At 70.1% G+C, this 19,868-nt stretch carries 18 protein-coding genes; 9 read left to right on the top strand and 9 right to left on the bottom strand.

Annotation, left to right across the window (positions count from 1 at the left end):
* Nucleotides 1-12 precede the first annotated feature (12 nt).
* Entirely contained in the window at nucleotides 13-948 is a 936-nt protein-coding gene (locus tag ABZ642_RS10960; RefSeq protein WP_360480602.1) for a BRO family protein, read from the bottom strand.
* 176 nt (nucleotides 949-1,124) lie between these two features.
* Nucleotides 1,125-2,027 carry a D-alanyl-D-alanine carboxypeptidase gene (locus ABZ642_RS10955; protein ID WP_360480600.1) on the bottom strand — a complete coding sequence of 301 codons (903 nt, stop codon included), beginning with the start codon at nucleotides 2,025-2,027 and terminating at the stop codon, nucleotides 1,125-1,127.
* A gap of 190 nt (nucleotides 2,028-2,217) precedes the next feature.
* On the opposite strand from ABZ642_RS10955, the gene ABZ642_RS10950 reads away from it, so the two are divergent.
* Both ABZ642_RS10950 and ABZ642_RS10945 read left to right on the top strand, forming a co-directional pair.
* The gene (locus ABZ642_RS10950) at nucleotides 2,218-2,868 is read left to right on the top strand and encodes a GntR family transcriptional regulator (RefSeq protein ID WP_360480597.1); all 651 of its coding nucleotides are present in this window, start codon (nucleotides 2,218-2,220) and stop codon (nucleotides 2,866-2,868) included.
* Nucleotides 2,865-4,166: an MFS transporter gene (locus ABZ642_RS10945; RefSeq protein ID WP_360480594.1), complete on the top strand. Its 1,302-nt coding sequence runs from the start codon at nucleotides 2,865-2,867 to the stop codon at nucleotides 4,164-4,166. The genes ABZ642_RS10950 and ABZ642_RS10945 overlap by 4 nt, the downstream gene beginning before the upstream one ends.
* Nucleotides 4,167-4,479: 313 nt before the next feature.
* Here the strand turns inward: ABZ642_RS10945 and ABZ642_RS10940 are convergent, their stop codons facing one another.
* Nucleotides 4,480-5,244, bottom strand: coding sequence for a class I SAM-dependent methyltransferase (locus ABZ642_RS10940; protein ID WP_360480591.1), 765 nt, complete (start codon nucleotides 5,242-5,244; stop codon nucleotides 4,480-4,482).
* Nucleotides 5,245-5,365: 121 nt separating this feature from the next.
* Nucleotides 5,366-6,190, bottom strand: coding sequence for a maleylpyruvate isomerase family mycothiol-dependent enzyme (locus ABZ642_RS10935; protein WP_360480588.1), 825 nt, complete (start codon nucleotides 6,188-6,190; stop codon nucleotides 5,366-5,368).
* 182 nt (nucleotides 6,191-6,372) lie between these two features.
* Between ABZ642_RS10935 and ABZ642_RS10930 the strand changes: the two genes are divergently transcribed.
* Entirely contained in the window at nucleotides 6,373-7,167 is a 795-nt protein-coding gene (locus tag ABZ642_RS10930) for a carbon-nitrogen family hydrolase (RefSeq protein WP_360480585.1), read from the top strand.
* A 78-nt stretch (nucleotides 7,168-7,245) separates the two neighbouring features.
* On the opposite strand, the gene ABZ642_RS10925 is transcribed toward ABZ642_RS10930, so the two are convergent.
* Together ABZ642_RS10925 and ABZ642_RS10920 are read right to left on the bottom strand one after the other, a co-directional pair.
* Complete coding sequence (locus tag ABZ642_RS10925) at nucleotides 7,246-7,740, bottom strand: LURP-one-related family protein (protein WP_360480582.1); 495 nt, start codon at nucleotides 7,738-7,740, stop codon at nucleotides 7,246-7,248.
* On the bottom strand, nucleotides 7,737-8,735 hold the full coding sequence (locus ABZ642_RS10920) for a helix-turn-helix domain-containing protein (RefSeq protein WP_360480579.1): 999 nt from the start codon (nucleotides 8,733-8,735) through the stop codon (nucleotides 7,737-7,739). The genes ABZ642_RS10925 and ABZ642_RS10920 overlap by 4 nt, the downstream gene beginning before the upstream one ends.
* A 53-nt stretch (nucleotides 8,736-8,788) precedes the next feature.
* Here ABZ642_RS10920 and ABZ642_RS10915 point away from each other — a divergent pair, with 53 nt between their 5' ends.
* Together ABZ642_RS10915 and ABZ642_RS10910 are read left to right on the top strand one after the other, a co-directional pair.
* Nucleotides 8,789-9,202 carry a cupin domain-containing protein gene (locus tag ABZ642_RS10915; protein ID WP_360480576.1) on the top strand — a complete coding sequence of 138 codons (414 nt, stop codon included), beginning with the start codon at nucleotides 8,789-8,791 and terminating at the stop codon, nucleotides 9,200-9,202.
* A gap of 66 nt (nucleotides 9,203-9,268) precedes the next feature.
* Nucleotides 9,269-11,104: a thioredoxin-like domain-containing protein gene (locus tag ABZ642_RS10910; RefSeq protein WP_360480573.1), complete on the top strand. Its 1,836-nt coding sequence runs from the start codon at nucleotides 9,269-9,271 to the stop codon at nucleotides 11,102-11,104.
* Nucleotides 11,105-11,113: 9 nt separating this feature from the next.
* Here the strand turns inward: ABZ642_RS10910 and ABZ642_RS10905 are convergent, their stop codons facing one another.
* The 3 genes from ABZ642_RS10905 to ABZ642_RS10895 form a co-directional block, all read right to left on the bottom strand.
* Nucleotides 11,114-11,359, bottom strand: a complete 246-nt coding sequence (locus tag ABZ642_RS10905; protein WP_360480570.1) for a DUF6458 family protein — start codon at nucleotides 11,357-11,359, stop codon at nucleotides 11,114-11,116.
* Nucleotides 11,360-11,433: 74 nt separating this feature from the next.
* Nucleotides 11,434-12,783, bottom strand: coding sequence for a M18 family aminopeptidase (locus ABZ642_RS10900; protein WP_360480567.1), 1,350 nt, complete (start codon nucleotides 12,781-12,783; stop codon nucleotides 11,434-11,436).
* Between the two features lie 82 nt (nucleotides 12,784-12,865).
* Nucleotides 12,866-14,707, bottom strand: coding sequence for an acyl-CoA dehydrogenase (locus tag ABZ642_RS10895; RefSeq protein ID WP_360480564.1), 1,842 nt, complete (start codon nucleotides 14,705-14,707; stop codon nucleotides 12,866-12,868).
* A 176-nt stretch (nucleotides 14,708-14,883) separates the two neighbouring features.
* Between ABZ642_RS10895 and ABZ642_RS10890 the strand changes: the two genes are divergently transcribed.
* The 4 genes from ABZ642_RS10890 (at nucleotide 14,884) to ABZ642_RS10875 (ending at nucleotide 19,844) form a co-directional block, all read left to right on the top strand.
* Nucleotides 14,884-15,354: an SseB family protein gene (locus ABZ642_RS10890; protein WP_360480561.1), complete on the top strand. Its 471-nt coding sequence runs from the start codon at nucleotides 14,884-14,886 to the stop codon at nucleotides 15,352-15,354.
* 172 nt (nucleotides 15,355-15,526) lie between these two features.
* Nucleotides 15,527-17,476, top strand: coding sequence for an Ig-like domain repeat protein (locus ABZ642_RS10885; RefSeq protein WP_360480558.1), 1,950 nt, complete (start codon nucleotides 15,527-15,529; stop codon nucleotides 17,474-17,476).
* Nucleotides 17,477-17,604: 128 nt separating this feature from the next.
* Nucleotides 17,605-18,582 (top strand): pirin family protein, encoded by a 978-nt coding sequence (locus ABZ642_RS10880; RefSeq protein ID WP_360480555.1) that lies wholly within the window; start codon nucleotides 17,605-17,607, stop codon nucleotides 18,580-18,582.
* A 230-nt stretch (nucleotides 18,583-18,812) separates the two neighbouring features.
* The gene (locus tag ABZ642_RS10875; RefSeq protein ID WP_360480552.1) at nucleotides 18,813-19,844 is read left to right on the top strand and encodes an AI-2E family transporter; all 1,032 of its coding nucleotides are present in this window, start codon (nucleotides 18,813-18,815) and stop codon (nucleotides 19,842-19,844) included.
* The last annotated feature ends 24 nt before the right edge of the window (nucleotides 19,845-19,868 follow it).

The raw sequence follows: 19,868 nt of genomic DNA, 5'->3' as shown, positions 1-19,868 counted from the left end.
GCCCACTCGCTTTCAGAGCCGGTTCAGCACGTAGACCGGCGCCCCTTCCTCCGTCCCGCCCCGCGAGTAAATGCAGGCGTGCTTGCGCAGCAGCCGGAGACACTCGTTGACGCGGTGCACCGTCAGGCCGGTACGCGCGGCGATCGATTCGAGCGGCTCCCGCAGCTCACCCCGCTCGACGAGGACCGGGGCGATGACGACGGCCACCGTCCACACGTCCTCGGTCACCGACAACCGCCGTCGCCAGTCGGCGAGTACGGACTCGGTGGTCGGCAGCGCCGGGGGCGGGCCGTACGGCTTACGACGTTCGAGGACGAGTTCGTCGAGCCGGTCGGCGATTCGTTCCATGGCCCGGACCATGGCCTGCTGCACGGCGAGCCTGCTCTTCTGCAACTCGATCAGTTCGCGCTGCCCGTCCGCCAACTGCTCGTCCAGCTGAAGGTTGTGCGCCTCAAGCCGGACGATGGCCTCGGCGACCTGGTCCGGCATGGCGTAGGCGATGGGGGCGCCTGGTTCGGTGGGCTGCACCTCGGCCTCTTCGAGAGTGTAGGAACCCTCTCGCTGGACTGTCGCGACGACTTCGGCGACCCACTGTTTGAAGGGGGCGCAGGCGGGCTTCGTGCAGCCGTTGACGAGGATGATCAGGCCCTGGAGATCGATGAGATTCATGTCTCGACGCCAGTCCCGACCTGCGGGAATGCTGAGAGCGTGACTTCCAGTCACGCTCTCGAGACTCTCTCGATGCGTCTCCGGGACGTGATCCGCCAGTGCCTTGCTGGGCGTGGTGTAACCCAGCTCCTTGCACACATCCACCGCCGGGAACCAGTGCTTTCCGTCCGGCATGGTCAGTCGTCGTACCCGGGCTCCGGTCGCCGCGTACACGAAGTCGCTGACGTCGATCGCCTCGTGAGACTTGGCGGGCTTCGCTTGCTTGTTGGGTTCGTTCATGGGAACCACCTCCGCCGCGGAACGTAGGGCGAAGGAAATCGAATATGTCAGTCAAATACTGCGATGTTCACGATTGCGAGGGAAGGATGAGAGTTCTGCCGCGCCGGGTCGCTCGGGCATGCGAAAGGCCCGCCGCAGGTGTTGCGGCGGGCCTTCGTCGTCCGGGTGCCGGGGTGTCAGCCGAGGCGGGCGAAGCCGTAGTTGAGGAGCTTCGTGGCGTCCGTGGCGCGCTGGGTGATCGACGAGGAGGCGAGGACGGTGCCGATGACCGTCTTGCCCTTGCGGGTCGCGGCGAAGACCAGGCAGTACTTGGCCTCGGGGCCGGAGCCGGTCTTCACGCCGATGGCGCCGCTGTAGCTGCTGAGAAGCGTGTTGGTGTTGGTCCAGGCACCCATGGTGCGGGTGGAACCGGTCTTGGTGATCGTCTTCGCCGTGTACTTCTTCGTCTTGACGACCGTACGGAACGTGGCGTTCTTCATCGCGCTGCTGGCGATCTTCGTCAGGTCGCGCGGCGTCGAGTAGTTGTTGCCGTTGCCGATGCCGTCGAAGGAATCGAAGTGCGTGTTCGTCAGGTGCAGGCTCTTGGCGGCGGCGTTCATCTTGGAGATGAAGTTGGCGACGCGCTTGGCGCGGGTGGTGCCCGAGCCGTACGTGTCGGCGAGCGCGTAGGCGGCGTCGCAGCCGGAGGGCAGCATCAGCCCGTAGAGCAGCTGGCCGACGGTGACCTTGTCGCCGACGATCAGGTGCGCCTGGGAGGCGTTGTTGGCGACGACGTAGTCGCTGTACGCCTTCTGGATCGTGACCTTCTTGGCGAGGTTCAGGTTCGACTGCGCGAGCACGACCTTGGCGGTCATGATCTTCGTGGTCGAGCCGGTGGACAGCTTGGTGTCCGCCTTCTTCGTGTACAGCGAGGCGGCGTTGGCGTTGTTCATGAGGTAGCCGCCCTTGGCCACAATGGTGGGCGCCGTGACAGCCTGCGCGGGCGCCGCGGTGAGGGCCCCGGTGGCGAGCAACGCGCCGGACGTGACGGCGACGGCGACAGCTCTGCGGAAGCGGGTGCCCTTAATGCCGGTAATCAAGTGAGTTACCCCGAGTCGAGTCGAATGCCCCTGTAGTGCGGCCAAGTTGAGGCGGCAGGGAAGTGCGGGCCGCACGTGTAGGACACGTAAGTAGCACAGATGGTTGTGCGGTTGCTGGGGGAGACATAGGTCACGTCCGCATGGTGGACGGCCCTCCTGCATGCGTACGTGTTGTATCTATCCTGTGGACATGAGCCTGGCCGTCAAGCAGCCCCCCGCCGCCGACCGTGTGTACTCCCATGTCAAGCAAGCCGTCCTGGACCGTCACTACGAGGGCGGCACGCTCCTCACCGAGGGCGAACTGGCCGAGGCCGTAGGGGTGTCCCGCACCCCGGTCCGCGAGGCGCTGCTGCGTCTCGAGGTCGAGGGCCTGATCAAGCTCTACCCGAAGAAGGGCGCCCTGGTGCTGCCCGTCTCCGCGCAGGAGATCGCGGACGTGGTGGAGACCCGGATGCTGGTCGAGGAGCACGCGGTACGCAAGGCCGTACCGCCGTCGGCGATGCTCGTGGCCCGTCTGGAGGAACTGCTGGACCGGCAGAAGGCCGAAGCCGCCGCCGGTGACCTGGCCGCCGCGGCCGTCACGGACCGCTGCTTCCACGCCGAGATCGTCCGCGACGGCGGCAACGAGATCCTCTCCCGGCTCTACGACCAGCTCCGCGACCGCCAGCTGCGCATGGGCGTCGCGATCATGAACGCCCACCCCGACCGGATCGCCAAGTCGCTCACCGAGCACGAGGAGATACTGGACGCGCTGCGCGCCGGGGACGCGGACCGTGCCGTCGAGCTGGTGCACCGGCACGTCGACTGGTTCGCGCACCTGGCGCGGGGTGAGGTCCGATGAGCCGCAGCAGCGTCTCGTTGCCCGGTGATCCGCCCGGCGGCCGCCGGGCCGTCGCGGTGTGGTCCATAGGCGTCTCGGTCTACTTCGTCGCCGTCATCTTCCGTACGTCCCTCGGCGTCGCCGGTCTCGACGCCGCCGACCGCTTCCATGTCAACGCCTCGGCGCTGTCCACCTTCTCGATACTCCAGCTGCTGGTCTACGCCGGCATGCAGATACCCGTCGGCCTGCTGGTCGACAGCCTCGGCACCAAGAAGGTGCTCTCCATCGGCGCGGTGCTGTTCACGGCCGGCCAGCTGGGCTTCGCGTTCTCCCCGTCGTACGGCACCGCGCTCGCCTCGCGCGCGCTGCTCGGCTGCGGCGACGCCATGACCTTCATCAGTGTGCTGCGGCTCGGTACCCGCTGGTTCCCGGTGCGGCGCGGGCCGCTCGTCGCACAGCTCGCCGGTCTGGTCGGCATGGCGGGCAACCTCGTCTCCACGCTGGTCCTGGCCCGGCTGCTGCACGGCATCGGGTGGACCCCGGCGTTCGCGGGCAGCGCGCTGGCCGGGGTGGTCGTGCTCGTTCTCGTGCTGTGCTTCCTCAAGGACCACCCGGAGGGGTACGAGCCGGCGCCCTTCCCACACCGGGGCGCGGCGTACGTACGGAAGCAGATCGCCGCGTCCTGGCGGGAGCCGGGGACCCGGCTGGGTCTGTGGGTGCACTTCACCACCCAGTTCCCGGCGATGGTGTTCCTGCTGCTGTGGGGGCTGCCGTTCCTGGTCCAGGCGCAGGGGCTGTCCCGTGCCACGGCCGGTGAACTGCTGACGCTGGTCGTGCTCTCCAACATGGTGATCGGTCTGGTCTACGGCCAGATCGTCGCGCGGCATCACGCGGCGCGGCTGCCGTTGGCGCTGGGCACGGTCGGGGCGACGGCCGTCGTGTGGGCGGCGACGCTGGTGTATCCGGCCGAGCACGCGCCGATGTGGCTGCTGGTGGTGTTGTGTGCGGTGCTGGGGGCGTGTGGGCCGGCGTCCATGCTCGGCTTCGACTTCGCGCGGCCGGCGAATCCGCCGGAGCGGCAGGGGACCGCGTCCGGGATCACCAATATGGGTGGATTCGTGGCCTCGATGACGACGTTGTTCGCGGTGGGTGTGCTGTTGGACGCGACCGGCGACGACTACTCGGTGGCGTTCTCGTGCGTGTTCGTGCTGCAGGCGATCGGGGTCAGCCAGATCCTGCGGCTGCGGGGGCGGGCGGCTCGGCGGGAGCGGGAACGGTTGGTGGCGAGCCGGGTGGAGACGGTGCACGTGCCTGCGTGATTTCTCCTCCCACCCACGCACCACCCGTTTCCAGTCGGCAGTGAGGCTGGGCGACCTGTGGGGGCGATCGCCGTCGGCGGCTTTCCGAGCGTGCGGTCGGTCAGCCGGCGGTACGGCGATCGGGCGGGCGTCGATGCGGCCATCGGGTGGGCGCCGGGGCGGCGATCGGTCAGTCGGCGGTGTGGTGAGTCGGGTGGGCGCCGGGCGGCGATCGGGCAGTCGGCGGTGTGGTGAGTCGGGTGGGCGCCGGGCGGCGATCGGGCAGTCGGCGGTGTGGTGAGTCGGGTGGGTGCCGGGGTGGTGCGGCTGGGGGTCAGTTCGTCGTCGGTACGAGGGTGAGGTAGGTCAGGCCCAGTACGCCTCGGTAGGTCAGCCAGGACGCTCGGTGGGTGTCCAGGCGGGCCCGGGTCTCCGTGGCCAGGGGGTGGCCGGGGTTGGCCGCCAGCCATACCTCCTGGTCCGCCTGGTACGCCGACTCGAACTCCTCCCATTCCGCTGGGCTCGCCGTCTCCGTCCACTCCGGGCGGAAGCCCGCCGCCACCGCCAGGTCGACCAGGGCCGCCAGGTCGTGGTGGTCGGCGGTCGAGGCGCCCGGCCACATCCCGGAGAGCTCCGCCTCGGTCGGGGTGCGCTGCCAGAAGCCCTCGCTGAGCAGGACCCGCCCGCCGTCGGTCACCAGCCGCCGCAGCTCCCGCAGGGCCGTCACCAGGTCGTCGCCCAGCGCCTGGCTCGCCCCGAGGCACAGCACCACGTCGGCCGGGCCGCGAGCCGTGCCCGCCGCCGACTCCTCGGCGAACTCCACCCGGTCGGCCAGCCCGCGCGCCTCGGCGGCCCGCTGTCCGCGCGCCAGATCCCCGGCGTGCACATCCAGTCCGACGCCGTGTGCGCGGGGTACGGCGTCCAGCAGGCGGAGCATCAACTCGCCCCAGCCGCAGCCGATGTCGAGCACGGTGGTGGGGTGCGTGGCCGCGAGCCGCCGTACCATCGCGGCCGCGCGGGTCTCGGAGAGCGGGCCGTGGAAGGTGAGGCGGGTCAGGCGGGGCGGGAGGTCGTCGTGCGCTGTGGTGGCAGTGGTCATGTCGGGCAAGGTAGATCTCGACGGCCGCCCAGGCACACCGAATTACCGGTGCGTGCCGCTGTTTCCCGTTTCCTGTGTCCCGTTTCCCGGCCGTCGGTCCGCGCTACCGCGAACCGCACTGCTACTGCGTGACCGCGAAGTTCCGCAGGATCGCCGCCGTCAGCTCCGGGTCGCCCTCTGCCTTCACCCGGTCCGCGACCGCGTCCGCGGTGGTGCGGCCGCAGGCCAGGCGGACGTAGGTCTCCCAGTCGAGGGTGAAGATGGCCGCGGGGCCGAGGGCGGGGGTGGTCTCCAGGGTGCCGCGGCCCTGGATGTCGATGCGGATGGTGCGCAGGAACTCCACCGGCCCGTGCACATCGAAGATGACCGCCGAACTGCGCGGCGCGCCCGAGTCGTTGGCGACCACCCGGGGCAGCTCGCCGAGCAGCACGTCCCGGGCCACCAGCGCGCCCGGCGAGTCGAGGTTGCCGGGCCGGCCCAGCGCCGCCCGCAGGTCCTGCTCGTGCGCCCACACGGTGAACGCGTGGTTGCGCATGGCCTCTTCGAGGGTGATCTCCTTGCTCATCGGCCCGCGCACGAGGTGCCCCGGCTCCCGCGACTCGTTGCGCAGCTGGCGGTTGCGGCGGATGACCGTGTACTCCAGCTCCGAGGTCATCTCCGGCGCCGTGTGATGCCGTCGTACGTCGACCTGCATCTCCATGTAGCGCTGGTGCTCGTTGGTGACGTGGTAGAGGTCGCGCGGAAGGGTGTGGATCGGGCGCGGGTCGCCCAGCATCTCGGTGTCCATCCCGATGACATGGGAGACCACGTCCCGCACCGACCAGCCCGGGCATGGTGTCCGCCGGTTCCACTCGCCCTCGGGAAGGGGCGTCACCAGCTCGGATATCGCTTCGATGGAGTGGGTCCAGGCGTCGGCGTAGGGCTGGAGAGTGGGATGCAGACTCACGGAACGGGACCCCTCGGCGGTCGGTACTCGGGCAGGTTGTGGCGGCGCTGCCAGTGGGCGGTGGCTGCTGTCGGCGGGTGTCTTGAAACGCTAAGTTACGCTGCTGTGAGGCACCCCGGCAGTGCTTTCGTGTGACGATCGTAGGCCCGTGTGGACGGCTCGAATGCCAGGACGGTGGTAGTGTGCGCGCCTCGCTCATCCAGATCGATGTAAACGAGGGCGAATCGGTCGAATCTCGTCGGCGGCGCGCGACCGCGCTGGTGCGCGAGCAGGCGGACGCCGATCTCGTCGTACTGCCTGAGCTGTGGACGACCGGTGCGTTCGCCTACGAGGAGTTCGCCGGCGAGGCCGAGCCGCTCGAGGGCCCGACGTACGAGGCGATGGCGAAGGCGGCGAGCGACGCGGGCGTCTGGCTGCACGCCGGCTCCATCCCCGAGCGAGACCCCGAGGGCCCCCTCTACAACACGGCTCTCATCTTCTCCCCCTCCGGTGATCTGGCCGCGGCCTATCGCAAGATCCACCGCTTCGGCTTCGACAAGGGCGAGGCGGTGCTGATGGGCGCCGGGCAGGAACTGGTGACCGTGCGCCTCCCGGAGACCACGCTGGGCGTGGCCACCTGCTACGATCTCCGCTTCCCCGAACTCTTCCGCGCACTCGTCGACGCCGGCGCCGAGACGATGGTGGTCTCGGCGGGCTGGCCCGAGCGGCGACGCGCACACTGGACGCTGCTGGCCCAGGCGCGGGCGGTCGAGAACCAGGCGTTCGTGCTCGCGTGTGGAACGGCCGGGACGCATGCCGGAGTTCCGCAGGCGGGTCACTCGATCGTGGTCGATCCCTGGGGCGAGGTCCTGGCCGAGGCGGGCGCCGGCGAGGAGGTCCTCACCGTCGACCTCGACCCGGCCAAGGTCGCCGCCACCCGAGAACAGTTCCCGGCGCTCAAGGACCGCCTGCTGGGGCTCGAAACTCCCCGGCGCTAGTCCTCCCCGGGGCGTCGGTCGTCTCCGGCGTCGGCCGTCTCCCGCGTCGGTCCTCCCCGGGGTCGGTCGTCCTTGGCGTCAGTCCTCCTCCCGCTCCTTGTCGGCGAGGTGGATCACGCAGACCGCCACCGCGATCAGCAGCGCCGGATCCGCGTCCTCCCGTACGACGTCGACACCGTAGGTCTCCCGGACGTGCAGCCAGCGCCGGGAGACCACGGCCAGCAGCTCACCGTCGTACTCCACGGCGAACTCACGGTCGAGGATCTTGCCGCTGACGTCCAGTTCGGTGCCGTCGACCAGGTGCACGCGGTAGTGGTTGCGCAGCAGCGAGAGCCGCTTGCGCCTGATGGTGGCCAGGGGTTCGCCCTCGCGTTCGATCACCATGGTGTCGCGCAGGGCGAACATCTTCTGATGGATGTCGACGAGCACGCGCCCCTGCCGGTCCTTCAGCTCGAACGTGTCGCGCACCCGCATGGCCTTGCCGTCGACGAGGAACACCTTGTCGCCGTGGTCGTCCTCGATCCAGTAGTCCTCGCCGAAGCCGAGGAGCCGGTCGCGTACCAGGAATCTCATGTCCGTACCCCTTCCCGGCCCACCGGCCCGAAACGCCGCCGGTAGTCCGACGGGCTGAGCCCGGTCTCGCGCCGCAGCCGTGCGCGCAGGTTGGCCGCGGTGCCCAGGCCGCTGCGCGAGGCCACCACGTCCAGTCGTTCCTCGCCGCGTTCGATCAGCCGGCAGGCGAGGGCCACGCGTTCCCCGGTCAGCCAGGCCAGCGGGGTGGTGCCGAGCTGGGCGCGGAACCGGCGGTGCAGGGTGGCCGGGGAGAGGGCCGCCCGCGCCGCCAGGTCCGCCACGGTCAGCGGCTCGCCCAGCCGTTCCTGTGCCCAGGCCAGCAGCGGGCCGAGCGAGTCGTCCGGCACCTCGGGCACCGGCCGTTCCACGAACTGGCGCTGTCCGCCGTCCCGGTGCGAGGCGAACACCAGCCGCCGGGAGACCGCGTTGGCGAGCTCGGCGCCGTGGTCCTGCCGCCAGATGTGCAGCCCCAGGTCGAGCGCGGCCGCGCTGCCGGAGGCGGTGAGCAGGTCGCCGTCGTCGACGAAGAGCACGTCCGGACGGAGCAGCACCCGCGGATGCAGCTGCCGGAAGGCGTCGGCCCAGCGCCAGTGCGTGGTGGCCGGCCGCCCGTCCAGTAGCCCGGCCTCGGCGAGCGCGAAGGTCCCGGTGCAGAAACTCACCACCCGCACCCCGCGCGCGTGCGCCCGCCGGATCGCGTCGAGGACGTCCGCACCGCGCGGTACGACGTTGTCCGGGCGCCCCGGTACGACGAGCGTGTCCGCCGCGTCCACCGCCGTCAGCCCGGCCACTCCGCTCAGGGTGAAGAAGCCGTGGTTCATCCGCACCTCGGGGGTGGGCGCGCACAGGGTCACCTCGTACGGCGGCACGGACAGCCCGAGCTCCGGCCGCGGCAGCCCGAACAGCTCGGTGGCGACACCGACCTCGAACGGATTGGTGCCCGCGTCCACGATCACGGCCACCCGATGCGTCGACTGCGAGGATCCTTGCGTCATGTGCGATTTCTAGCACTCCCCCGACCACCGGGCGAGCGCCCAGGATGAACGCCATGAACGCCACGAGCAGCGCCACGAACAGCGATCCCGTCTCCCTCGCCGACGCCCTCGGCTCCTTCGAGGACCTGTGGAGCCCCCGGATCGTCACCGCCGTCAACGACTACGACGTCCGCGTCGCCAAGGTCCAGGGCGAGCACCTCTGGCACGTCCACGACCACACCGACGAGTTCTTCCTGGTGCTGGCGGGCGAGCTGCACATCGCCCTGCGGGAGGACGCCGGCGAGCGCACGGTCGTCCTGCACAAGGGCTCGGTCTTCACCGTCCCCCGCGGCACCGAGCACAAGCCGGCCGCCCCGGCCGGAGCCTCGATCCTCCTCTTCGAACCGACCGGCACCTCCACGGTCGGCGACCGGCACGACGAGATCCCCTCCCACGTGGACGCGACCACGGGCCACACCCTCGCCTGACCAGGGAAGACGCGAGTTGTCCACAGGGGGGAACGCACTTCCGCCGGCAAGTGGCACCCTTGATCCATGAGCGACACATCCCCGGCCCCCACCCCGCGCCGTGCCCGCGTCCGTGCCCCCGAGCTGATCGGCAAGGGCGGCTGGCTGAACACCGGCGACAAGCAGTACACCCTCGCGGACCTGCGCGGACGCATCGTCATCCTGGACTTTTGGACGTTCTGCTGCATCAACTGCCTGCACGTCCTGGACGAGCTGCGGGAGCTGGAGGAGCGGCACCGGGACACGGTGGTGATCATCGGGGTGCACTCGCCGAAGTTCGTGCACGAGGCGGAGCACCAGGCGGTCGTCGACGCCGTGGAGCGGTACGGCGTGGAGCACCCGGTGCTCGACGACCCGGAGCTCGCCACCTGGAAGCAGTACGCGGTGCGGGCCTGGCCGACGCTGGTGGTGATCGACCCCGAGGGATATGTCGTCGCCCAGCACGCCGGCGAGGGCCACGCGCACGCGATCGCACGGCTGGTCGAGGAGCTGGAGGCGGAGCACGAGGCGAAGGGCACCCTGCGGCGCGGCGACGGCCCGTACGTGCCGCCGGAGCCCGAGCCGACCGCTCTGCGCTTCCCCGGCAAGGCGCTGCTGCTGCCCTCCGGGAACTTCCTGGTCAGCGACACCACCCGGCACCAGCTGGTGGAGCTGGCCGAGGACGCGGAGACGGTCGTGCGGCGGATCGGCTCCGGCATCCGCGGCTTCGCCGACGGTCCGGCGGCCGACGCCGCCTTCAGCGAACCGCAGGGCCTGGCGCTTCTCGACGACGGCTCGGTGGTCGTCGCCGACACCGTCAACCACGCCCTGCGCCGCCTCGACCCGGCCACCGGCGAGGTGACCACGCTCGCCGGCACCGGCCGCCAGTGGTGGCAGGGCTCCCCGACCTCGGGCCCGGCCCGCGAGATCGACCTCTCCTCCCCCTGGGACGTGGCGGTCTTCGGCGGCAAGGTGTGGATCGCCATGGCGGGCGTGCACCAGCTGTGGGCGTACGACCCGGAGAGCCGGACGGTCGCGGTCGCCGCCGGCACCACCAACGAGGGGCTGGTGGACGGGCCGACGGCCGAGGCCTGGTTCGCGCAGCCGTCCGGTCTGGCCGCCACCGCCGACCGCCTCTGGCTCGCCGACTCCGAGACCAGTGCCCTGCGCTGGGTCGACCTGGACGGACACGTCCACACCGCCGTGGGTACCGGCCTCTTCGACTTCGGTCACCGGGACGGCGCGGCCGATCAGGCGTTGCTCCAGCACCCGTTGGGTGTGACGGTGCTCCCCGACGGTTCGGTCGCGGTGTCCGACACCTACAACCACGCGCTGCGCCGCTACGACCCCGCGACCGGCGAGGTCACCACGCTGGCGACGGATCTGAGAGAGCCGAGCGACGCGGTGCTGGTCGGCGACGACATCGTGGTGGTCGAGTCGGCCCGCCACCGGCTGACCCGGCTGCGGCTGCCCGAGGAGGCGGTCCGGGTGGAGTCGGTCGCCCACCGCACCCAGCGGGCGGCGACCGAGGTGACCCCCGGCCGCCTCCGGCTGGACGTGATCTTCCAGGCCCCGGCGGGCCAGAAGCTGGACGTGCGCTACGGCCCTTCGACGCGGCTCCTGGTGTCCTCGACCCCGCCGGAGCTGCTGCTCAAGGGCGACGGTCCGGACACGGACCTGTCCAGGGAGCTGGAGCTGAACCCGGCCGTGACCGAGGGCGTCCTGCACGTCTCGGCGATGGCCGCGTCCTGCGACGACGACCCGGCCAACGAGTACCCGGCCTGCCATGTCCACCAGCAGGACTGGGGGGTGCCGGTCCGCCTCACGGAGGGCGGAGCGGACCGGCTGCCGCTGGTCCTGGCCGGAATGGACCAGGAGGCCTAGGCGTCTTCGTCAGGCGCCGTACCCGCCGCCGTATTCGTCCTGGTGGTGATGGTGCCGTTCCTCGACAACCGTCGTCGGCGGCACCATGACCCGCCGGCGGCGGGCGATGTTGGTGAACGTGGCGACGCCGATGATCCCGACCGCCATCAGGATCAGGCCGACGACATCGAGGTTGACGCCCTGCATGTGCCAGTCGGTCGCGAACGTGAGGATGGCCCCCACGGCTATGAGGATGATGCATCCGCCGAGCCCCATGAGCGTTGCCTCCCCTTCAGGTTCGGTGGTTCCGGTCCACACCGGGTACCCAGGGGCGGGCGGGGCATGTGCAACTAGCCCTCCAGGAAAGCCGTCAGCGCGTTCGCGAGGAGGAACGGGTCGTCGGCGCCGCAGAGTTCACGGGCGCTGTGCATGGAGAGGATCGCCGCGCCGATGTCGACGGTCTGGATGCCGTGGCGGGCCGCGGTGATCGGGCCGATCGTGGTGCCGCAGGGCATGGAGTTGTTGGAGACGAAGGTCTGGAAGGGGACCCCGGCCCGGTCGCAGGCGGCGGCGAAGATCGCGCGGCCCGAACCGTCCGTCGCGTAGCGGTTGTTGACGTTGACCTTGAGGATCGGGCCACCGTTGAGGCGGGGGTGGTGCGTGGGGTCGTGGCGCTCCGCGTAGTTGGGGTGGACGGCGTGACCGGTGTCGGAGGAGAGACAGACGGTGGCGGCGAGGGCCCTCGCCCGGTCCTCGTAGGATCCGCCGCGAGCCAGTACCGAGCGCTCCAGCACGCTGCCGAGCAGCGGGCCGTCGGCGCCGGTGTCGGACTGGGAACCGGTCTCCTCGTGGTCGAAGGCGGCGAGCACCGGGATGCAGGGGAGCTGCGCGCCGCCCGCCGCCACGGCCGCGAGGGCCGCCGTACCGGCGTGCACGGACAGCAGGTTGTCCATCCGGGGGCCGGCCATCATCTCCTGGTCGCGGCCCAGGTAGGCCGGCGGTTCGATGGCGTAGGTCATCAGGTCCCAGCCGGTCACCGAGCCGGCCGGCAGACCCGACTCCTGCTCCAGGAAGGCGATCAGGTCACCGTCGCGGATGTCGTCACCGAGGCCCCAGATCGGCTGCAGATGGCGCTGCTTGTCCAGCTTGAGCCCGTCGCTGCTGACCGCGCGGTCCAGGTGGATGGCGAGCTGGGGCACCCGCAGCAGCGGCCGGCGCACGTCGACCAGCCGGGTGGTGCCGTCGCGCAGGCTGAGCCGGCCGGCCAGGCCCAGGTCCCGGTCGAGCCAGGAGTTCATGAGCGGTCCGCCGTAGATCTCCACGGCGACCTGGCGGAAGCCGTGCGCCCCGGTGTCCGGGCGGGGCTTCACCCGCAGGTTCGGGGAGTCGGTGTGCGCGCCGACGATCCGGAACGGCGTGTGGGGTGCGGCGCCCTCCGGGACGTACCAGGCGATGATCGCGCCGCCGCGCAGCACGTACTTGCCGCCCGCCGTCCCGTCCCAGGCGTCCGTCTCGGCGACCTGCCGGAAACCGGCCTTCTCCAGCCGTTCACCGGCGTTCGCCACGGCGTGGTACGGCGTGGGGCCGGCCGCGAGGAAGGACATCAGGTCGTCGGTGTGGCCGCGGTCGAAGGCGACAGGGGTGCGCGCAGCGCTCCGCGGAGTGGCGGTGGCGGGCGACGGGCGGGCTGGTTCGCTCATGCTCTTCACCTTAACGACGTACGGTGGCCCGCTCCCGGGGAGGGAGCGGGCCACCGTGGGCAAACCGGGTTGATCGGAACGATCAGAAAGCCGCCTCGTCCAGCTCCATCAGGTCGAGGTCGACGTCGGCCGCGATCTTGCGGGCCAGGGTGACACCCGGCAGCACGTTGGCCGCGAAGAACTTCGCCGCCGCGATCTTGCCGGTGTAGAAGGCGACGTCCTTGGAGGACACGGCCTTGGTGGACGCCGTCTCCAGCTTCTCGGCGGCGACCGCGGCGCCCTTGAGCAGCAGGTAGCCGACGATCACGTCGCCGGAGGCGAGCAGCAGGCGGGTGGCGTTCAGGCCCACCTTGTAGATGTTCTTGACGTCCTGCTCGGTGGCCGCGAGGTCGGTCAGCATCAGGCCGACGATCGCCTCCAGCTCCACGGCCGCCTTCGCGAGGTGCTCGCGGGCGCCCGCCAGCTCCTCGCCGCCGGTGCCGAGCGCCAGGAACTTCTTGATGTCCTCGGCGAGGGAGTTCAGCGCCGCGCCCTGGTTGCGGACGATCTTCCGGAAGAAGAAGTCCTGGCCCTGGATGGCGGTGGTGCCTTCGTAGAGGGTGTCGATCTTGGCATCGCGGATGTACTGCTCGATCGGGTACTCCTGCAGGAAGCCGGAGCCGCCGAAGGTCTGCAACGACTGGGCCAGCTGCTCGTAGCCCTTCTCGGAGCCGTAGCCCTTGACGATCGGCAGGAGCAGGTCGTTGAGCGCGTGCTCGGCCTTCGGGTCCTCGCCGTTCGCCTCCTTGACCGCGATCGCGTCCTGGATCGAGGCGGTGTAGAGGACCAGGGCGCGCATGCCCTCGGCGTACGCCTTCTGCGTGATCAGCGAGCGGCGGACGTCGGGGTGGTGGGTGACGGTGACCTTGGGCGCGGACTTGTCCATGAAGTTCGCCAGGTCGGGACCCTGGACGCGCTCCTTGGCGTACTCCAGGGCGTTGAGGTAGCCCGTCGACAGCGTGGAGATCGCCTTCGTGCCGACCATCATGCGGGCGAACTCGATGATCCGGAACATCTGGCGGATGCCCTCGTGCTTGTCGCCGATCAGCCAGCCCTTGGCCGGGTGCCGGTCGCCGAAGGTCATCTCGCAGGTGTTGGAGGCCTTGAGGCCCATCTTGTGCTCGACGTTCGTGGCGTAGACGCCGTTGCGCTCGCCCAGCTCGCCGGTCTCGTGGTCGAAGAGGTACTTCGGGACGAGGAAGAGCGACAGCCCCTTCGTGCCCGGTCCGGCACCCTCGGGCCGGGCCAGCACGTAGTGGAGGATGTTCTCCTCCATGTCGTGCTCACCGGAGGTGATGAACCGCTTCACGCCTTCGATGTGCCAGGAGCCGTCCGCCTGCTGGACCGCCTTGGTGCGGCCGGCGCCGACGTCCGAACCGGCGTCCGGCTCGGTGAGCACCATGGTCGAACCCCAGGTCCGGTCCACGGCGAACTGCGCCCACTTCTTCTGCTCCTCGGTGCCCTCCTCGAAGAGGATGCGGGCGAACGCCGGGCCGGAGGAGTACATCCACACGGCCGGGTTGGCGCCGAGGACCAGCTCCGCGTACGCCCAGATCAGCGACGGGGGAGTGGTGGTGCCGCCGAGCTCCTCGGGCAGGCCGAGCCGCCAGTACTCGGAGTCCATGAAGGCCTTGTAGCTCTTCTTGAAGGAGGCCGGAACCGGCGCGGTGTTGGTCTCCGGGTCGAAGACCGGCGGGTTGCGGTCGGCGTCGGCGAAGGACTCGGCCAGCTCGTTCTCGGCGAGCCGGGTCAGCTCCTCCAGGACGCTCTTCGCGGTGTCGGTGTCCATCTCGGCGAACGGGCCGGTGCCGTACAGCTTGTCGCGACCGAGCACTTCGAAGAGGTTGAATTCGATGTCGCGGAGGTTGGACTTGTAGTGCCCCATGGTGACGGCTCCGTATCCGGATCGGCGAGGCACTGAATCCCCGCGCAAGCTTTCACATACCAACGAGTAGCTCCGATGATGCTACCCGTCGGTAATAAGACGCAACCCCCATCGGGTGAAGTGTGAGAAGGGTCTACCTTCTCGCGGAGGCCGCGTGTCTCGGTAGGCTTGCGCCCATGTACGGCTACGACCAGAACGTCGGTGCTCAGCAGCAGTACGCCCAGCCGCAGCAGCAGATGCCCGGCGCGGGCGGGTACGGCCAGCAGCCCCCGCTCTACCCCGAGCCGTCCCCGCCCTCGCTCGCGGACGCGGTGCGGGCCTTCACCACGGGCCAGTTGACCGCCGAGGACTTCCAGCAGGTCTTCGCCACGTCCAAGGTGTACTGCCCGCGCGGCGACAACCCCGGCTTCCTCGCCCTGCACAACACCCAGCAGCCGGTGATCCCGATGTTCACCTCGCTGAAGGAGCTGCGGCGGTACGCGGGCAAGGAGTCCAAGTACTTCGTGATCACGGGCGCGGAGGTCATCGACCTGCTGCCGACCGGCTACGGCTTCGTCCTCGACATGGAGGGCGAGCACCGGATGGTCTTCGACGCGAAGGCGGTCGAACAGATGGTGGACTTCGCGATGCGGCGGATGTACGGCTGACATCCGCCGGGGCGGAAAAGCGCCTCAGAATGTCACAGGCATGTCATAGGGTGACCTCCGGCTGCCGCGCCCCGTACATCGCGCCTTCCTCATGGACGTGTCCGGGTGTCGCGCGGCGCTCTCGATCTCCCGGCGACGCCGGGATTCCTGTGGGGGGTCCATCACTGTGCGTATGCGCAGCACCTCGGCCGCGACGACGCTCGCGGTCCTCTTCAGCTCCGCCGTGCTCGGCGTCGCGGCGGCCGGTCCGGCGTCGGCGGTCCCCGTCACCATCGGCTCCCCCGGGGGCATCGTCGTGGACGCGCCCCTGGGGCGGGTGTTCGTCGGCAACGACACGAACGACAGCATCGTGGCCGCCGACTACAACGGCAATCGCGTCGACTCGGTGACCGGCATCGACGGCATCTTCGACCTGGCGCTGTCCGACGACGGCGCCACCCTGTACGCGACCGCGCGAGTCAGCCACGAGATCGTGGCCCTCGACGCGGCCACGCTGGACGTCAAGGCGCGCTACCCCGTGGCCACGGGCATCGGGCCGCTGTACGTCGAGTACTCCGCCGGAAAGGTGTGGTTCACCTACGAGGACGGCGACGGGAAGGGGAACCTGGGGTCGATCGACCCGGCGGTGGACCCGGCCGGCGGCGCCGACCCGATGGCCCTCGGGCTGTTCCCCGCGGACCAGGACCATCCCGTGGTCGGGGGCGGCGCCTTCCTCGACACCGACCCGTTCGAGCCCGGTCTGCTGGCCGTCGGGTCGAGCGACTTCAACGACATGTCCAAGGGCATGATGGCCGTCCTCGACGTCTCGGGTGCCGCTCCGCGGCTGACCGCCTGGCACGACGGCAGCTACCCCCTGGGCTATGTCAGCGACATCGACCTGGTGCCGGGTACGGCAGAGGTCCTGGTGCACGGCACCCAACGGCACTCCTACGCGGACGGGAAGTTCGGCCCCGCCGGCGCCTACCCGTCCGGGCGGAGCGCCGACATCGCCCCGAACGGCCTGGTGGCCCAGCTGACCGAGGAGCAGCTGGCGATCTACCGCCCGGACACGACCGTGCCGGTGCGCACCTACGCCGCCTCCTGGGCCGCCGACGTCGCCTGGGCCCCTGACTCCTCCCGGCTCTTCGCGCTGGTGTCCTCGCCCGGTGGCTACCAGCTCAGGGTGGTCACCGACCCGGCGCTCAGCGTCCCGGCCCTGACCGTCGACGCGCCGGCCTCGGCGCCCCGGGCCAAGAAGCTCACCGTCACCGGAAAGATCACCGCGAGCGTCTCCGTCCCGGCCGGTTCACGGCTCGCGGTGACCCGCACCGACCTGGAGTCCCCGAACGGCAAGGCGCTGGCCTCCGCCACGGTCAAGGCGGACGGCACGTACTCGTTCGCGGACACCCCGCCGGCCGGCGGCACGGTCACGTACAAGGTGAGCTTCGCGGGCGACGCCGGGCACACCGCGGCCTCCGCCTCCGGCAAGGTCGCGGTCTCCCGTACGGCGACGGGGCTGAGCCTGAACAACAACGGCAAGCTGTACAACTACGGCACCGACGTGAAGTTCACCGCGCACCTGGGGACGACGTACAAGAACCGCTCGGTCAAGATCTACGCCGACCCCTTCGGCGGCGACAAGGGCAAGAAGCTCATCAAGACCGGCAAGGTGGACTCGCACGGGAACATCGCCGCGTGGGTGGACATGACCCGGGACACGGCTGTCTCCGCGGTCTTCGACGGCGACGCCCGTTACGCGCCGAAGACCGTGCAGGCCACGGCGTACGCGCGGGTCAAGATCTCCACCGCGATCTCCAAGCACTACAGGACGGCGAAGATCGGTTCGACGTCGTACTACTGGTTCCACAAGAACACCGACCCGGTGTTCACCACGACCATGACCTACTACCCGGGCCGCGAGCACCGCATGGACCTGGAGGTCTACTACCAGGGGAAGTGGCACTCGACGGACTCCGAGTACTTCGCGCTCGGCACGAGCGGCAGGTCGGCCGTGCGGCTCGGCGCACCCGGCGAGTCCGGCATCCGGGCGCGGCTGCGTTCGGTGTACGTCAACGGTGCGTCCGGCGACACCGTGAACTCCACGACGTACAGCGGCTGGAAGTACATCTACTTCAGCAACTGATGCACTGATCCACTGATCCACTGATCGGCGATGACCGGGCCCGGAGGGAATGTCCTCCGGGCTTTCGCCGTTAGGGGTGGCAGAAAGTTCAACGCTCAACTAAACTGGGCGTACAAGGAGGAGCCAACATGCCTGCAGTGACCGTCGAGAACCCGCTGACCCTTCCCCGGGTGGCCGCACCGGCCGACGCCGTGGCCCGTCCCGTGCTCACCGTCACGACCGCGCCGAGCGGGTTCGAGGGCGAGGGCTTCCCGGTACGCCGGGCGTTCGCGGGGATCAACTACCGCCACCTCGACCCGTTCATCATGATGGACCAGATGGGTGAGGTGGAGTACGCGCCGGGCGAGCCCAAGGGCACGCCCTGGCACCCGCACCGTGGCTTCGAGACCGTCACCTACATCATCGACGGCATCTTCGACCACCAGGACAGCAACGGTGGCGGTGGCACCATCACCAACGGTGACACCCAGTGGATGACGGCCGGCGCCGGCCTGCTCCACATCGAAGCTCCGCCGGAGTCCCTAGTCATGTCCGGCGGTCTCTTCCACGGCCTCCAGCTGTGGGTGAACCTGCCGGCCAAGGACAAGATGATGGCGCCGCGCTACCAGGACATCCGCGGTGGCAACGTCCAGCTGCTGACGACCCCCGACGGCGGTGCGCTGCTGCGTGTCATCGCCGGTGAGCTGGACGGGCACGCCGGTCCCGGCATCACGCACACGCCGATCACGATGATCCACGCGACGCTGGCCCCCGGCGCCGAGCTCACGCTCCCCTGGCGCGAGGACTTCAACGGGCTGGCGTACGTGCTGGCGGGCAAGGGTGCGGTGGGCACGGAGCGCCGGCCGATCCACCTGGGCCAGACGGCCGTCTTCGGCGCGGGTTCCTCGCTGACCGTGCGCGCGGACGAGAAGCAGGACTCGCACACCCCGGACCTGGAGGTCGTCCTCCTCGGCGGGCAGCCGATCCGGGAGCCCATGGCGCACTACGGCCCGTTCGTCATGAACACCAAGGACGAGCTGATGCAGGCCTTCGAGGACTTCCAGAAGGGTCGCCTGGGCACGATCCCGGCGGTCCACGGAATGACGGACAGCGGCCCGCAGGCGTAACAGAGCCGCCACCCCAAGAGGCCCGACGTCCACGGACATCGGGCCTCTCACCTTTCCCCCGACCACCGACTCTCCCCTCCGCCGACGGAGTCGCTCCCGGGTCCTCGACCCCACCCTCTGACCGACCGAGTCGGGTGGTGGGTGGGCGTGGGTGGGTTCATCGGGGGCGGGTCACTCGGCAGGGGGTGCACTGCAGGGCGTGTGGCGGCTCTGCGTGATCCGCTGGACGCGTGTCCCTGTTGCCCGAGCCCGTGCGCCGGTTCGCCGCCTGGTGTGCCGTACTGCTGCTGGCCGCCGGCGTCGGCTGGGTCGGCATCCGGCTCTGCTCGGAGCTTCGCACCGCGGTCACCCCGGTGCTGCTCGCCCTCCTCGGCACCGCCCTGCTCGGGCCCCTGTACCGGCGGCTCGTCACAGCCGGCGTGCAGCGCTCCCTCGCCGCCGGTCTCACCTGCGTCGCCGTCGTCGCGGTCGTCGGCGGGGCCGTGTACATCGTGGTCGCCGCGCTCATCGACACCGGCGGCCAGATCACCTCGTCCCTCAAGAACGCCGCGAAGTCGCTCGCCCAGCACTTCGGCGCCGCCGGGACCTCGCTCGACGATCTCGCCGACAACGCCAAGGAGCTGCTGAGCAAGTTCGGCGGGACCGCCGCCTCCAACGTCATCAGCGGCGTCAGCGTGGTCGGCGAGGGCATCGCCATGGCCGTACTGGCTTTGCTGCTCGTCTTCTTCTTCCTCCGCGACTCGCATCTCGTCGTCGAGTCCATCCGGACCGTGGCGCCCGGCGGCAGCGCCGATCTGCTGGAGGCCATGGCCCGCCGTGCCTTCGAGCGGGTCGAGGGGTTCATGCGCGGCACCACCGTCATCGCGTTCATCGACGCCGTCTGCATCACCGTCGGTCTGCTGATCCTCCGGGTGCCGGGCGCCGTCGGGCTCGGCGCGCTGGTCCTCGTCGGCGCCTACATCCCCTACCTCGGCGCCTTCATCTCCGGTGCCGTCGCCGTACTGGTCGCCCTCGCCGACCGGGGTTTCGTCATCGCGCTGTGGGCGCTCGGCGTCGTACTCGCCGTGCAGGTGCTGGAGGGGCATGTGCTGCAGCCCATGATCCAGAGCCGCACCGTGCAGATGCATCCGGCGGTGGTGATGGTGACGATCACCGCAGGGGCCTCCGTCGCCGGGATCCTGGGCATGCTCCTCGCCGTACCGCTCACCGCGGCCGCTTTCGGAGTCGTGCACGAGCTGCGAGCGCGGTACTCGACGGACTAGACCGGCCCCGCGGACGGGCCGCCC

This window comes from Streptomyces sp. NPDC007157, from assembly GCF_040634235.1.
GTDB lineage: Bacteria > Actinomycetota > Actinomycetes > Streptomycetales > Streptomycetaceae > Streptomyces.
The sequence above is the reverse complement of the archived record's forward strand: the minus strand, read 5'-3'. Positions and strand labels throughout refer to the sequence as shown.

What these genes read in the sequence shown, in the direction of transcription:
- ABZ642_RS10890 (WP_360480561.1), top strand. Translation starts at nt 14,884, where the DNA reads ATGTACGGCTACGACCAGAACGTCGGTGCTCAGCAGCAGTACGCCCAG.
- ABZ642_RS10885 (WP_360480558.1), top strand. Translation starts at nt 15,527, where the DNA reads ATGCGCAGCACCTCGGCCGCGACGACGCTCGCGGTCCTCTTCAGCTCC.
- ABZ642_RS10910 (WP_360480573.1), top strand. Translation starts at nt 9,269, where the DNA reads ATGAGCGACACATCCCCGGCCCCCACCCCGCGCCGTGCCCGCGTCCGT.
- ABZ642_RS10950 (WP_360480597.1), top strand. Translation starts at nt 2,218, where the DNA reads ATGAGCCTGGCCGTCAAGCAGCCCCCCGCCGCCGACCGTGTGTACTCC.
- ABZ642_RS10895 (WP_360480564.1), bottom strand. Translation starts at nt 14,707, where the DNA reads ATGGGGCACTACAAGTCCAACCTCCGCGACATCGAATTCAACCTCTTC.
- ABZ642_RS10960 (WP_360480602.1), bottom strand. Translation starts at nt 948, where the DNA reads ATGAACGAACCCAACAAGCAAGCGAAGCCCGCCAAGTCTCACGAGGCG.
- ABZ642_RS10925 (WP_360480582.1), bottom strand. Translation starts at nt 7,740, where the DNA reads ATGAGATTCCTGGTACGCGACCGGCTCCTCGGCTTCGGCGAGGACTAC.
- ABZ642_RS10940 (WP_360480591.1), bottom strand. Translation starts at nt 5,244, where the DNA reads ATGACCACTGCCACCACAGCGCACGACGACCTCCCGCCCCGCCTGACC.
- ABZ642_RS10900 (WP_360480567.1), bottom strand. Translation starts at nt 12,783, where the DNA reads ATGAGCGAACCAGCCCGCCCGTCGCCCGCCACCGCCACTCCGCGGAGC.
- ABZ642_RS10920 (WP_360480579.1), bottom strand. Translation starts at nt 8,735, where the DNA reads ATGACGCAAGGATCCTCGCAGTCGACGCATCGGGTGGCCGTGATCGTG.
- ABZ642_RS10915 (WP_360480576.1), top strand. Translation starts at nt 8,789, where the DNA reads ATGAACGCCACGAGCAGCGCCACGAACAGCGATCCCGTCTCCCTCGCC.
- ABZ642_RS10880 (WP_360480555.1), top strand. Translation starts at nt 17,605, where the DNA reads ATGCCTGCAGTGACCGTCGAGAACCCGCTGACCCTTCCCCGGGTGGCC.
- ABZ642_RS10945 (WP_360480594.1), top strand. Translation starts at nt 2,865, where the DNA reads ATGAGCCGCAGCAGCGTCTCGTTGCCCGGTGATCCGCCCGGCGGCCGC.
- ABZ642_RS10905 (WP_360480570.1), bottom strand. Translation starts at nt 11,359, where the DNA reads ATGGGGCTCGGCGGATGCATCATCCTCATAGCCGTGGGGGCCATCCTC.